Genomic DNA, 14304 nt, shown 5'->3' with positions numbered 1-14304 from the left:
AACTAAACTATATATAAAAAAAGCTAAAAAGGTAGAACACTAATTCATTGTAAAATTATCTATTTTTACTGTCAAATTGTAGTATTAGCCTGGATTGAACTGTTTCATAGTTGGTGCTTTTGCAAACTGTAGTAAACTAGAAGTTAAAAATGAACAAATGAGGTTAAAAAATGAAAATTGTAAATTTAGATAGTTATGCCTTAAACCCCGGTGACCTTGATTGGACACCCCTTAAGCAGTTGGGCGAATGTACCGTTTATGATCGAACACCAGTTGATGATGACGGCGAGATTTTGCGCAGAATCGGTGATGCCGAAATAGTATTAACTAATAAAACACCATTAAATCGAAGTGTTATCACCAAAGCACCTAATCTTAAATACATTGGAGTCACCGCGACTGGGTACAATGTGATTGATACTGCGGCTGCACGGGCAGCTAACATCCCGGTTACTAATATTCCAACTTACGGCACCGATGCAGTAGCACAATTTACCTTTGCTCTACTCCTTGAAATCACTAGCCAAGTTGGTTTGCACAATAAACTGGTTCACGAGGGACGCTGGAGCAACAATCCTGATTTTACTTTTTGGGCAAAGCCATTAATCGAACTGCAAGGTAAAACAATGGGATTAATTGGCTTTGGCAGCATCGCTCAAAAAGTCGCTGAAATCGCCCATGCCTTTGCAATGAACGTTATTTTTTATAATCATCGGTCAAAAACTAATCTTCCAGACTACGTAAAACAGGTTAGCCTGAATAAATTATATCAACAAGCCGACATCATTAGTCTTCACGTGCCACAATCACCCGAAACAACTGAAATGATTGACCGAGAAGCAATTACCAAGATGAAGGATGGCGTTCTATTACTTAATACAGCACGCGGGGGGTTGATTAACGAGCAAGATGTTGCTCACGCTTTGAATAATGGTAAAATTGGAGCAGCTGGTGTTGATGTTGCCGAGCAAGAACCAATTCCGGTAAACAGTCCGCTCTTAACTGCAAAAAATTGTTACATTACACCACATATTGCGTGGGCACCAAAAGAAACACGTAAGCGCCTGTTAGATATTACAATCAACAACTTATCAGCTTTCTTAAACGGAAAAGCCGTTAATGTCGTTAATTAAAAAAATAAGCTGCAAAATTAATTTTTGCAGCTTATTTTTATTCACCTTTTTTAAAAATTAAATGTAATCCGCCGTCTGGCAGTTTTTTGATAAAATCTATTTTAAATTGATCATCAATTCTGCCAGTTGTTTCAAAAGCAGTCTTAATCTCGCGGTCACCATTGACATATGGCGAGATGACGAGAGAAATTTCATCGACTAAGTGCTGCTCTAAAAAGACACCATCAATTCTTGCACCGCCACAAAGAGCTAATTTTTCAATGCCAAAGTGTGCTCTTAGTTTAACTAAAACTTCCTTTAAGTTAAAATTCTCCTCTCCAGAAACAATATAGGGAATTTCCATTGTACGCAGAAAGGCCAAATATTCTTTGGTAAATTGTAAAATGAAGTTGAACACTTGCCCTAATTAAAAAATGAAAAAAGTCCATTGGACTTCTCTGATAGAATGTAATTACCCAATCAATTCTAGAAAGAAGTTACCAATGAACTCGCTTAATTCTACCATATCTAATCACCAAAAGGGCCAACATCTTGCTTTGCAAGACCGCGTGATTATCCAAGTCTTGTGCCAGCAGGGCCAGTCCCTGCGTCAAATTGCCGGCGGTCAGATTGCACTCTATCACGGTCAACCGCACCGCTATGATGCCCAAGCAGCGCAAAGACGCTATCAGTCAAGACGCTTAAACTGCGGTCGTAAGCAAGCCTGCTTGGCCAAAACTCGCTTTATTAAGTACGTTGAAGCGCACTTCTTCAAGCACGGCTGGTCGCTTGATGCCTGTGTGGGCCGGGCCTTAGCCAGTGGTAAATTTACCCGGGCCGAAACCGTCTGCACCAAGACGCTCTACCATTATGTGGAACGTGGTTTATTACAGATTAAGGCAACTAACTTGCCCGAATGTTTAAGCCGTAAGACTAAAGCCAAGCGGATACGCCAGCATAAACGCAGACTGGGGCGCAGTATTAGTGAGCGACCTGCTGCTATTAACCAGCGCCGCGAATTTGGTCACTGGGAATGCGACCTAGTCTTAGGTCACAAGACCAAAGATGACCAGGCCCTCTTAACCCTGTATGAACGCATGACGCGCAAGTTTATGATTATCCCGATTAAGGATAAGACTGCCGCTAGCGTCATGACGGCCTTTAAAATCTTGCGCAGCCACTACCAAGAATACTGGAATGAGGTCTTTAAGACCATTACCACGGATAACAGTTCTGAGTTTGCGGATGTAGCCCAGTTAGAAAGAGTATCGCAGACGTTAGTCTACTATGCGCACCCTTACACTTCTTGTGAGAAGGGCGGAGTAGAGCGGCACAACCGGTTAATCAGGCGCTTCATTCCTAAAGGTAAATACATCAAGGATTATGATATGATCCAAATCTACGGCATTGAGGAATGGTGCAATAACCTGCCACGCAAAATCTTAGCCTACCACACTCCCGATGAATTATATGAGAAAAGATTAGATTGCATCTATCAAATCAAGTAGGGTGTTCAACTTAAAATTGCAATTTTTGGATTTATTTTTTTAAAAAAATTAGATTGTAATATACCTCTAAATAATATTTCTTCTAATACTGGAGCTATTATTATATTTCCAAAAATAATAAACACTGCTAGTGGAGATGTTTTAAGCATTTCTATTAGGTACTCTTTTTGACCCGCATCATACCCAGTAGTCATTTATAGCTATCGCAAAATTCCCAAATAGCACTTGCAACAGCTCCTAAGCAGAAATCAAACCTACCGTCATATATGTTATTTAGTTCATCGTCTTATAATTCTTTATAATTATTATCTATTAATACATCCATTTCTAATTATCCCCTATATCTGCTATTTGTCTATCATTTAATAACTCATTACCAAACATTTTTTCATCTTCTTCCATTGTTTTTACTTAACATCAAATAATTATTCAAACTCAGATTCGTTATCTTGAAAAAATTCCACAATAAATTTTGATGTAATATGAATTGAATGAATTCGCCGCTTAAACTGTTCAAAGGTATATGTTTTTTCATCAACAATGAAACTTTAAAAAAATTTTGATCAGTAAAAAGCTAGATAAGGTTGCTCAACTATGTGATGCCGTATATAACCTCGACTCGATAAGTATAGAAATGAGCTAGCCTATATATAAAATGGGCATTATAGCGATAATTTTATAACTTCAGTGATACTGGTTAGATGCAAATTATAGTACTTCAGTGGGACAGAAATTCATCATTTTGAAAGGGAAGCATACACATTAAAAACTAGAAATTTATCTTATTATGCTTTTTGAAAATTACCCTTGTCTAAAATTAACAGCTCTTATATAGATGATGATTTTATTTATACTTCCTTAGAAATAACAATTCAGGATAGTGAATTCATCCTATTAAATGTTATTTATAATTTAAATAATTCACTTGATAAAATGAATACTCACATCCATATTATGTTCCCCCATAACAAAAATTGAAGAAGCAAAAATTATACAAGTTTCTTCCAAACTAAAGAAAAATGCCAAATTAATAAAATTAAAAAGACAAGCAAAAAGCCCAGCTATAGCCAGTTAACTGAGCTTTTTGGCTTAACTTGATGAAACAGATTGTAGTATGGCTTATCATATTCTTTTAGCACTTCGATGTATAAATTTGATAAACCATAACAGAATACTACTGATCCCAAATCATCAGTCACATAATATAAAATAGCATACGAAATTCCTGAACATAATAACTCTAAAGTTTTATAGTTAAAAGAATAACCATGAGCAAATGCGAATAATACGCTCGTAATTATTATTGAAAAAAGAGGAGGTATATCTTTTAAAATACCGCCCTGTAAAATTCCTTGCCATACCATTGCCTCTAAAAGTGGAGAAATCAAAACTAACGTAATTATTAAAATTGGCGCAAGTTTTGATTGTGAAGCGGCTAGTAACTCTAAATCTCGATCGTTTCCCTTTTCAAGCACTGTAATAGCAAACTGTAAAATCTGTGAAAGTAATGCAAATAAAACTGCAAAACTATAACTTCTAATAATATTATTTTTCACAAATATTGGTTTGGAATTCAAACGATGATAAACAGTATTAACAATCAGAAATATAATTATCGTACTAAAAAATGTTATCACAACATGTAAAAATAAATTTATATTTTTCGAACTTTCTCCCCCAAAAAAGCCTTCACTTATTGTAGGGATTTGGATAATTATAGATAATATCATAAACAAACAAAGATATAAAACTTTGTTTGTGATCTTTTTTAAACTTTTCATATTAATAATTATTCCTTCAAAATCAAAAGATTTCTCAAAACACACCAACGTGCTTGACAGCCAATCAATACTTTATATAGTCAGTTTATTATTCTTGAGTTAAAATCATTTCAAATATTTATTTCCACCTTTATAAATTCGTTTTTCGTTTATTTTCTAAAACTTTTTTTGCAGTTCTTGAGTATCAATAATTATTTTTAACCTCGCAATTAGGATCAACCTGTCTCAAAGCAAAATGTTTGTTAATTAACTAGAAAAGCCAATTTCTTTAATTTTACTATTATTATAGTACAAAACGATAGCAAAACTTATCCTATTCTAAGTTTTCTATAAAAGTTATTCGGACTGCTAGGAATTTACCGCAACCAGTCTATGGTGACACTCGCAGTAAATTCCTATAATCGTAAAGTCGCAATAGCAAAAAAGAACTTCACATCTGGACAATTACTTTTGCTTTTTGCATTTTGACTACCTCCTTTTAATTTACTAAAATTGTAATACCTAAAGCTAAATTTAAGTCAATTACTAAATATATTATTTACCATTATTCCAACAATCTATAATAAATAAAAGCTCGTAATCCACAATTAATACCACAAATTTAAACAGTGTATTATAGCAAATTAATCAACATCACTATTAGCCTTTTTAATGAAATAATTAAGGATAATTGGTGACAAAATTGTAGTTACAACAATTACTATTATTAAACTAGAATATATATTCTCAGATAATAATCGACTATTGCAACCCATTTGGGCAACGATTAAGGCTACTTCACCACGTGAAATTATTCCAGCACCCACAATATCACTACTACTCTTAGATAAACCCAAAATTCTGCTAGTATATTTACCAGCCCAAAATTTAGAAGCAATTGCTAAAATAGTCATTATCAAAATAAATCCTAATTCCTTATAAAAATTTTTGAATGTCAACATCAATCCAATATTAACAAAGAAAACGGGGATAAACATTTCATAGCCAATATTGGAAACAGCTTTATATACCTTTTTATAACTTTCCAATTGTCTAATAGCCAACCCACAAAAATACGCACCAATAATGGCTGACAAGCCCACTGCTTCAGCAATCCAGGACACAGTAAATATTAGTAATAAATAAATAATATTCACTATCTGATTATTTTTAATTCTTAAAAAAAGTACTTTTAGGTATGGTACAAATTTATAAAGTAAATAAAGAAGGAAAAAAAATAATAATTGAATTATCGTATTAACCATAATATTATTAGTTGGCTGTTTATTTCCTGTTCCTTGGCTAAAGGTAGTAAATAGGCCCAATACAATTACTGAAAGAATATCATCTACAACTGCTACACCTAAAATAGTTGTACCAGCTATGCTATGAAGTTGATGCTTTTCTTCTAGCACAATAGCAGAAATCGATACACTTGTTGCAGAGAAAATTATTCCAATTAATATTGCTTTTAAGGGTTTTACTCCATATAAATAACTAGCTATACCCATTAAAATAATTGGCAAAATCACACCTACACTAGCAACGCAAAAGCTTACCTTAAAACATTTCTTTAATAAGTTAATGTCACTTTCCATTCCAGCTAGTGTCATTAGTAAAATAACGCCGATCTGTGAAAATACACTGATTAAGTTACTTGGTCTAACCCAATTCAACACAGCTGTTCCCAAAAGTACTCCTGCTAATAACTCTCCTATTACTGCAGGCATGTCAAAGCGGACAAATATTTGTCCTAGTACTGTTGATGCCAACAAAATTAATACTAATTCTTGAATAAATTCCATAAATATTTTTATCTCCATAAACAAAAAAACTTCCAAGTTGCTTCCTGACCCAAAGAAGCAAATCTTGAAAGTTTCAATAACTCCAACCTCAAATTATTTAATTGAACAAATTTTACATCTTTTTAATTTATTTGTATAGTTGCATGACTTTGAAATTAATTAATATGTGTTTACGTATCAAATTATTTCTAGTCACACTCAGTCACACAAAAAAGCAGGCAATTAAGCTTGCTGCATCAAAGGTTATGTTAATTCCACAAAAATTAATGACAACAAATTTCTTATTTATTTTACTTTGTGTGACCTGTAATGTGACTAACCACAACAATTCACATTAATTTACAACTATTTAAAATACTTTATAACAAACAAAAGCCCGTCATATCAAGATTAATACAACGGACTTTAATGCTATATTTGCCTTTATTATGCTGATTGCCAGAATCGAACTGGCGACCTTTTCTTTACGAGGGAAACGCTCTACCAACTGAGCTAAATCAGCGCTTTCGGTAACATTCAAATTATACCAAAACAAAAAAAGTCATGCAATCAAATGAATGACTTTTATTTATTATTTCCAGTCAAGACATAAGCCCTGCTGATGTAGCAATTGAGGTAACTGGTCGCGATCAATTTTTTTATTATCCAACTTGGCTCCGGTTATTTGTTTGGTAAAAGAATCAATGCGGTGATTAGTTGCTCGTAAATCATAATATTTTTCCACAGTTTGGTCATAGTCTTTTAACTCAGCAACATTGAAATTTTGTGGATAATTATTTTCAAACGTAGTAAATTTTAGGGGTAAACGTGGCTTTAATTGTGGGTTTTGATCGGGGACCCCTACCTGCATCCCCAGTGCAGGAAAAGTTAGTTTCGGTAAATCCAGCACCTCAAGTAGTGCTAGTGGATGGTCATTAATTGTCCCCAGTGGCACATAACCTAGTCCCATACTTTCCACCGCATTAGCCACATTTTGCCATGCAAGTAAGGTATCGTCCATTCCTTGCATAAAAAGATCAGTTGTATGCACTCGACCATCATCTTGACCTAGTTGCTGGCGAATCTGCTGATTACGATACAGATCAACTATAAAAATAAATAAGTCACCTTCTGCCCCCACATACTTTTGGTTACACAATTGCCGTATTTTTGCTCGTTTTTCCTCATCAGTAATATGCAAGAGAGTCGTATTTTGCATAAATAGACTTGTAGCCGTATGCTGAAAAACTGTGAATAAGGTGGTTAATTGTTCGGTTGTTAACGATTGGGCTTTAAACTTTCTAATTGATCTGTGATTAATTTGCTGATCAATGGTTGAATTATGAATCATTGGCTTACTTCCCCTCTGAATTGACTTACTTAAAATTAATGTAGTGCAAAAACTACCTGGTGTCAATTAGTAGTAATTTATATAAATAATTTACCAATTTATGCTAAAATTTATTTAAACGGTTACAAAAATGGAGGCAAAAATGCGTATATTAGTTATTGGTGGAACCGGCTACATAGGTTCAAATGCAGTTAAACAATTACTGGATAACGGGTACGAAGTGGTTGTGCTTGATGCTTTATACACAGGTCATCGTCTGGCTGTAGACAATCGCGCCAAGTTTTATCAAGGCGACCTTAAAAATAAATTTTTAGTAAGTCAAATTCTGCGTAATGAAAAAATTGATGCTGTTATGCACTTTGCAGCCTATTCACTAGTACCAGAGTCAATGAAAAACCCCCTCAAGTATTACGATAATAATGTTTGGGGAATGATTGCCCTTCTTGAGGCAATGCGGGATGCAAGGGTGAATTACCTGGTCTTTTCTTCTAGTGCTGCGACTTATGGCATCCCTAAAAAGTTACCAATTACTGAAGATTCACCATTAAATCCAATTAATCCATATGGTGATACCAAATTAATGATGGAAAAAATCATGCACTGGGCCGACAAAGCTGATGGTATTAAATCAGTTGCACTAAGATATTTTAACGTTGCCGGGGCATCAAAGGATGGACAAACAGGTGAAGACCATGCACCTGAAACACATCTTATTCCCAATATTTTAAATAGTGCTGTTAAGGGGGATAATAAGTTCACTATTTTTGGTAATGACTACGATACGCAAGATGGTACTAATGTACGTGACTACATTCAAGTAACCGATCTAATCGATGCTCATATTTTAGCACTACAATATTTAATCAAAACTAACCTATCAGATGTCTTTAATTTAGGTACTGAACACGGCTACTCCAATTTAGAAATTTTGCAAGCTGCGCGCAAGGTTACCGGGATTCAGATTCCATACACAATCGGACCAAGACGTAGCGGTGATCCGGATAGTCTTGTTGCTGATTCTACTAAAGCTAGAACTATCTTACACTGGCAGCCCCAATTTGAAAGTGCTGAAGAGCTCATTGCAAGTGCATGGCAATGGCACCAAGCTCATCCTAATGGTTATGAAGATTAAACTAAAAATGTACTGGTGATAAATACCAGTACATTTTTTAGTTTGTCGAATTAATAACTGTATACAAATCCATATCACAAAACTGTCCGTGATATTTTACTTCATCTTTCAATAATGCTACGTGATCAAATTTTAATCTTTGTGCTATTGCTCTACTAGCTTTATTTCGATGATCGGCCAAGAGGTTTAAACGATGCAAACTTAAATTACTAAATGAAATTTGTACCAAACGTTTTACCGATTCAGTCATAATTCCTTTACCCTGATATTTTTGTCCAAGCCAATAACCAATTTCCGCACTTTGATCATTTAGCTTTATATCATGCAGATCAACCATACCCGCTGGCTGGTTATTCACAAGAATCACTAATGCCAATTTTTTATATTCCGCGGTCTCACTTCGCATAAGCTTAATAAAAGCAAGTTCATCCTGAAGCGCATTTATTTCATTCGCCCAAGGCAAGAAGCGTGATAATTCTGATCGATCCTGCTCAATAAGATTATATAAACTTTGCGCATGACTTGTTTCCGGGAAAACTAACTTAATGGATAAATTGTTCAACGAAAAAGTAGCTAAAACAAACATTGATTATCTCCTTTAACAAATCCTTAATTAAACTCATCATACAATTATCAAAATAATTGTCAACTCAAAAAATTTTCATCTTTATATAAGCATGTCAATTTAATAAATGCTATAATCGACTATTGTAATATCAATGTAATATTTTATAGTTTCGGAGAAATCTAATGAATGAAAAAGATGAAGAAAACAATAATAGTGGTTATGAACGAACCCTAACCAACGCCCATATTCAATTAATTGCCTTAGGTGGAACAATCGGCACAGGCTTATTTTTAGGTGTCGGCAATAGTATCCGCCGAGCTGGTCCAAGTGTCCTCTTAATTTACGTTATTGTGGGAATTTTTTTATTTTTATTAATGCGTGCTCTAGGTGAACTAATTGTTTCAGATTTATCAAAGCATACCTACATCGACTTTATCAAAAAATACTTAGGTAAAGATATAGGTCTGATTTCAGGTTATCTTTATTGGATTAGCTGGGTCACATTGGGGATGGCTGAAATGACTGCTCTAGGAATTTATTTCCAATATTGGTTTCCTCGACTGCCAACTTGGCTACCTGGATTAATAACGGTGGCAGTATTATTAATTATTAACTTACTGTCCGCACGTTTTTTTGGTAATTTGGAATTTAGCTTTGCAATTATTAAAATTGTAACAATTATCGCCTTCGTCATTTTGGTCTTTTACCTCTTATTGACAGGTAGCAAAACTAGTCTGGGCCCAGTTACTTTTGCCAATCTAAACAGTCACGGTGGCCTATTTGCCAAAGGTAGCATTGGCTTCTTCTCTGGCTTTCAGATGGTTATCTTTAGTTTTGTCGGCGTAGAACTAGTTGGCTTAACTGCAGCCGAAGCCCAAAATCCAGCCAAAACCATAAAAAAAGCAATTAACGAAGTACCTATGAGAATCATCTTATTTTATGTTTTAGCAATTGTGGCGATTTTAGTCGTAATTCCCTGGAATAAGGTTGCGACTAACTCCAGTCCTTTTGTCCAAACCTTGGCTGCAACTGGTATCCAAAATGCTGGCTCACTAATTAACTTTGTAGTAATTTCCGCGGCTGTTTCAGCTACTAATAGTTTTTTGTACAGTGCAGGCAGGCTACTTTTCTCGGTTACCTATCAAGGCAAAGGTAAATGGAACCATACTTTTGGCCAGTTACACCGAAAACTTCCACAAAACGCACTTATCCTATCTGCTGTTTTAATGGAATTAGCTCCCTTAGTTATCATTTTAATTGGAAATAATGCATTTAATTTTATTTCTTCGACTTCAACTAGTATGTTCTTGATTATTTGGTGTCTAATGTTGCTTACCCATATTGCATATCGTAAACAAACAAAGGAACAAGAATTAACCGATTTTAAAATGCCTTGGTTTCCTTATTTAGATTTTGCTACTCTAGCCTTCTTTATCATAATGATTATTTTATTACTCTTTTTGCCAGAAAATCGAATTGCAATGATTGCTGCACTATTAATTTTTATTATTTTATTTAGTTTAGTTAAAATTCGCCATCAAGAATAAACATAGATAACAAAAAATCTTAGATCTTTTGATCTAAGATTTTTTAATTATGTATCAACCTTTGCTTTATTTTTTGCCATAACCCCAATGCTTGCCGCATTCGATCAGCTGGAACATAATTTCTAATTGCACGTAAAGTTTTCTTATTATTTCTTGTAGAAAAAATAAATTTACCGTTTACTTTCGTTCGAATTTCAAACCTTGGAATATATCGACCACCGAAATGGACATCCGCTACAATATAAGTTACTTCTGTCCATGGAATTTGGACATAATCAGAAATATTACGATCATTATAAAATTCAAATGCTTTATTTCCAATCATGGCTTTGCCATAAGTTGAAATTCCCCGAAACCATGTTGCATTAGTAGTAAAATCAACCTTGTTGTTACTTGATTCAACCATTTTATTAGAGCACATGCAAAACGTGTAAGCCAACACCAATAATGAAAATAGCAATAATAATCACTATTGGGGATACTTTCTTCTTCAAAAGCCACATACACAAGAAGGTTAATAATAAACCAGCTAAACCAGGAATCAAGGTATCCAAATTATTTTGCAAGGTAGTCACCTTAAATTTAGTCAAGGATAAACCATTACTTTGAGCAATTAAAGCTTGTTGGATTCCTTTAGCACCTGCTGGCAGGGTATTCCAATCAATGTAACCGCCCTTTTGAATCGGCGTTTGGGAAACAATTGGCGTAAATTTAATATTGACCCAGCGTTCAATTAAAGAACCTAGGACAAACATTCCCATCATGGACGCTCCACGCGTTACCTTTTGCAGTAATCCGCCTGACATATCATTAGTAATCGCTGAACCTGCCCGATAGCCAAATTCCTGTGTATACCACATAAAGGCAATTCTAATTACATTCCATATAACAAAGAATAAAACTGGTCCTAAAATGTTGCCCTGAATTGCCATTGAAGCACCTAATGCTCCAACGATAGGACGCACAGTATACCAAAAGACTGGGTCGCCAACACCGGCTAGGGGCCCCATCATTCCAACCTTAACTCCTTGGACTGCTTCGTCACCAACTGGAGCACCATTAGCTTTGTCCTCTTCTAAAGCTAAGGTAACTCCTAAAATTGGCGAAACCAAATAAGGGTGTACGTTAAAGAATACTAAATGACGCTCTAGTGCTGCCGCCATGTCCTCTTGATTAGGATATAACTTTCGTAATGCTGGAATTAGGGAATAAGCAAAACCGCCATTTTGCATTCTTTCATAGTTCCATGAAGCCTGCAAAAATTGTGAATGCCACATAACTTTGAAGCGATCGGCTTTAGTTAATTTTATTTTTTGATCAGCCATAATAAACTCTCCTCCTCTTAAATATCACTTTAATAATCATCAATAATATCGCCGAGTGGATCGCCGGTACCTTCATTATTTGTACTTGAATTATTGCTATTGCCTTGAGATTCAAGTGCTAAGTACATTAAGGCCATTGCCAAACCAATTGCACCTAAAGCGATTAAAGTTAAGTCCTTAATTGCAGCTAAAGCAAACCCAATCGCAAAGAATGGCCAAACCTCACGGCTTGCCATCATGTTAATTACCATTGCATAACCCACTGCTACAACCATGGCACCACCAATTGACATACCTTCGTTAAGCCAAGTTGGCATTAAGCCTAGCCAATATTTAACCGTTGAAGCTGGAATTGCCAAGAGCAATGCAGCAGGAACAGCAATTCTTAATCCTTGTAAGCAAACTGCAATCCATTGCCACATATTAATTTTGCGCCAATTACCTTTTTTAGCATCAGCATCCATAATATGTGCAATAGCAGTTGAAATTGTTCTGACAATCATTGTTAAAAACAATCCAGCAACTGCTAAAGGCATTGCAATACCAGTTGCCATTCCAATGCCTTTAGTACCTTGTCCGCTTTGAACTAAAATAATGGCTGATGCAACCGATGCTAAGGCTGCATCTGGAGCAACAGCGGCCCCAATATTAGCCCAACCAAGGGCAATCATTTGTAATTGCCCACCTAAAATAATACCTAAATCTAAATGTCCTGTTACTAAACCAATTAGTGTACAAGCAACCAAAGGTTGATGAAATTCCCACTGGTCCAAAATACCTTCCATACCTGCAAGAAAGGCAACAAGGACCACTAAAACCATTTGAATAGTGTTCATATTATACTCCCCTATTTATTCTGCTCATTAAGCAAACTTTGCGCTTTACTCAAAATTGCATCCATGTTACCAGGTTTATCATTTGGTACTTTACGCACATCAAACTTAATACCCATTTTTTTAAGTTCATGGAAAGTGTCTACATCTTCTTGATTCATCGATAAAACGTTATTAGCATTTACATCACCAACACTATAAGACATTGAACCTACATTGATTGTTTTTATGTCGATTCCTGCCTTAACTACTTTTAATACATCTTCTGGATTTTCAAAAAGAAGTAAAGCATGGGTATTACCAAAACGCGAATCATTAGCAATTTCCACCATTTTTGCTAATGGTACGGTATGCGCTTTAACACCAGCAGGGGCAGCTTCACGAATCATGCTTTTGCGCATATCATCTTTAGCAACACGATCTGATACAACAATTACACGATCTGGATGCATTGCTGGAATCCAACCTGTGGCAACTTGTCCGTGTAATAAACGTGAATCAATTCTAGCCAATACATATTTTATATGACCATCACCAACTACTGTTCCTTCTGGAATAGATTTATTCTTAATTTCTTCAGATTTATCTGATGAAGCAACTGTTTGCGTTTGCATCTCAGACATCAAATTAGTCGGCTTGGTCTTAATGCCATCCTTTGCTGGAGCAATGATTGCTGTTGCAATTTCATGAGCACTAGCCTCTGGATTAGTCATTCTTTGTGTTAAAGCCTCAACAACCATTGGTAAATTCATTCCAGAAACCACTGCCCAGGATGGATGACTTTCAAGTAATCCGCTAGCCTGATTAAACGGAGTACCACCCCATAAATCAACTAATAGCAGTACCTCATCTTGGCTATCGAATGAAGAAATCGACTCTTCCATTTTTCCTCTAATATCATCGGGTCCTTCATCAGGTCTCAAAATGACATGAGCAAAATTGGATTGCTTGCCAAAGAGCATTTCTGCAGACTGGGCAATTCCATCCGCAAATCCACCATGGCTTGCCAATACAATCCCTACCATGAAAATTCCTCCTTTAAATAAAATATATATATACTTATATTGTACCTTTTAAAAGCGTTTAAGTCACGCTCTCACTAAACTTTTAGTGCCACTAATTTAATTTTCATAAACAAAAAAAGAAGGTCATTAGACCTTCTTTTTTAACCTTGCTCCGGCTGTCAGACTCGAACTGACGACATCTTGATTAACAGTCAAGCGCTCTACCAACTGAGCTAAGCCGGAATATTAAAAAAAGCACGGCAACGTCCTACCCTCGCAGGCAGTCTCCCACCAACTACTCTCGGCGTTAAGAAGCTTAACTTCTGTGTTCGGCATGGTTACAGGTGTTTCCTTCTTGCTCTTGCCACCGTACTTCTTTT

14 protein-coding genes, 2 tRNA genes, 1 rRNA gene and 1 other annotated feature are annotated in these 14304 nt (G+C 35.5%); of the genes, 4 read left to right on the top strand and 13 right to left on the bottom strand.

Going from position 1 to position 14304, the window contains the following annotated elements; genetic code table 11:
- Positions 1–170: 170 nt before the first annotated feature.
- Positions 171–1133 carry a D-2-hydroxyacid dehydrogenase gene (locus F5ESL0233_RS01265; RefSeq protein WP_122058360.1) on the top strand — a complete coding sequence of 321 codons (963 nt, stop codon included), beginning with the start codon at positions 171–173 and terminating at the stop codon, positions 1131–1133.
- Positions 1134–1170: 37 nt separating this feature from the next.
- Here F5ESL0233_RS01265 and F5ESL0233_RS01260 read toward each other — a convergent pair whose 3' ends face one another.
- Complete coding sequence (locus tag F5ESL0233_RS01260) at positions 1171–1530, bottom strand: dihydrofolate reductase family protein (protein ID WP_233554947.1); 360 nt, start codon at positions 1528–1530, stop codon at positions 1171–1173.
- 85 nt (positions 1531–1615) lie between these two features.
- Between F5ESL0233_RS01260 and F5ESL0233_RS01255 the strand changes: the two genes are divergently transcribed.
- Entirely contained in the window at positions 1616–2620 is a 1005-nt protein-coding gene (locus F5ESL0233_RS01255) for an IS30 family transposase (RefSeq protein ID WP_122058358.1), read from the top strand.
- Positions 2621–2625: 5 nt separating this feature from the next.
- On the opposite strand, the gene F5ESL0233_RS01250 is transcribed toward F5ESL0233_RS01255, so the two are convergent.
- The 5 genes from F5ESL0233_RS01250 to F5ESL0233_RS01230 all read right to left on the bottom strand — a co-directional run bounded on the left by F5ESL0233_RS01250 (position 2626) and on the right by F5ESL0233_RS01230 (position 7515).
- Positions 2626–2814, bottom strand: a complete 189-nt coding sequence (locus F5ESL0233_RS01250) for a CPBP family intramembrane glutamic endopeptidase (RefSeq protein ID WP_122058357.1) — start codon at positions 2812–2814, stop codon at positions 2626–2628.
- Positions 2815–3681: 867 nt separating this feature from the next.
- Positions 3682–4401, bottom strand: a complete 720-nt coding sequence (locus tag F5ESL0233_RS01245; RefSeq protein WP_122058355.1) for a CPBP family intramembrane glutamic endopeptidase — start codon at positions 4399–4401, stop codon at positions 3682–3684.
- 623 nt (positions 4402–5024) lie between these two features.
- Entirely contained in the window at positions 5025–6185 is a 1161-nt protein-coding gene (locus F5ESL0233_RS01240; protein WP_122058354.1) for a cation:proton antiporter, read from the bottom strand.
- A gap of 39 nt (positions 6186–6224) precedes the next feature.
- Positions 6225–6273: a sequence feature (sodium ion sensor (DUF1646 type); this cis-regulatory element may regulate processes involved in with the transportation of sodium ions), on the bottom strand.
- A gap of 341 nt (positions 6274–6614) precedes the next feature.
- Positions 6615–6687, bottom strand: a tRNA-Thr gene (locus tag F5ESL0233_RS01235).
- Between the two features lie 69 nt (positions 6688–6756).
- Positions 6757–7515 carry an NADPH-dependent oxidoreductase gene (locus tag F5ESL0233_RS01230; protein ID WP_122058352.1) on the bottom strand — a complete coding sequence of 253 codons (759 nt, stop codon included), beginning with the start codon at positions 7513–7515 and terminating at the stop codon, positions 6757–6759.
- A gap of 142 nt (positions 7516–7657) precedes the next feature.
- On the opposite strand from F5ESL0233_RS01230, the gene galE reads away from it, so the two are divergent.
- Positions 7658–8647 carry a UDP-glucose 4-epimerase GalE gene (gene galE, locus F5ESL0233_RS01225; protein ID WP_122058351.1) on the top strand — a complete coding sequence of 330 codons (990 nt, stop codon included), beginning with the start codon at positions 7658–7660 and terminating at the stop codon, positions 8645–8647.
- Positions 8648–8684: 37 nt separating this feature from the next.
- Here the strand turns inward: galE and F5ESL0233_RS01220 are convergent, their stop codons facing one another.
- Entirely contained in the window at positions 8685–9233 is a 549-nt protein-coding gene (locus tag F5ESL0233_RS01220) for a GNAT family N-acetyltransferase (protein ID WP_122058349.1), read from the bottom strand.
- Between the two features lie 164 nt (positions 9234–9397).
- Here F5ESL0233_RS01220 and F5ESL0233_RS01215 point away from each other — a divergent pair, with 164 nt between their 5' ends.
- Entirely contained in the window at positions 9398–10762 is a 1365-nt protein-coding gene (locus tag F5ESL0233_RS01215) for an amino acid permease (protein ID WP_118898126.1), read from the top strand.
- 43 nt (positions 10763–10805) lie between these two features.
- Here F5ESL0233_RS01215 and F5ESL0233_RS01210 read toward each other — a convergent pair whose 3' ends face one another.
- The 6 genes from F5ESL0233_RS01210 to rrf form a co-directional block, all read right to left on the bottom strand.
- On the bottom strand, positions 10806–11168 hold the full coding sequence (locus F5ESL0233_RS01210; protein ID WP_090093519.1) for a DUF956 family protein: 363 nt from the start codon (positions 11166–11168) through the stop codon (positions 10806–10808).
- Between the two features lie 4 nt (positions 11169–11172).
- Positions 11173–12087 (bottom strand): PTS system mannose/fructose/sorbose family transporter subunit IID, encoded by a 915-nt coding sequence (locus F5ESL0233_RS01205; protein ID WP_090093517.1) that lies wholly within the window; start codon positions 12085–12087, stop codon positions 11173–11175.
- Between the two features lie 29 nt (positions 12088–12116).
- Complete coding sequence (locus tag F5ESL0233_RS01200; RefSeq protein ID WP_090093515.1) at positions 12117–12923, bottom strand: PTS mannose/fructose/sorbose transporter subunit IIC; 807 nt, start codon at positions 12921–12923, stop codon at positions 12117–12119.
- Positions 12924–12934: 11 nt separating this feature from the next.
- Positions 12935–13945, bottom strand: a complete 1011-nt coding sequence (locus F5ESL0233_RS01195) for a PTS sugar transporter subunit IIB (protein WP_122058348.1) — start codon at positions 13943–13945, stop codon at positions 12935–12937.
- Between the two features lie 149 nt (positions 13946–14094).
- Positions 14095–14167 (bottom strand) — tRNA-Asn (locus tag F5ESL0233_RS01190).
- Between the two features lie 12 nt (positions 14168–14179).
- A 5S ribosomal RNA gene (gene rrf / locus F5ESL0233_RS01185) occupies positions 14180–14296 on the bottom strand.
- Positions 14297–14304 lie beyond the last annotated feature (8 nt).

The sequence above is a fragment of the Lactobacillus sp. ESL0233 genome (genome assembly GCF_003692995.1).
Classification (GTDB): Bacteria; Bacillota; Bacilli; order Lactobacillales; family Lactobacillaceae; genus Lactobacillus; species Lactobacillus bombicola.
This window is presented reverse-complemented; position numbering and strand designations above follow the sequence as displayed.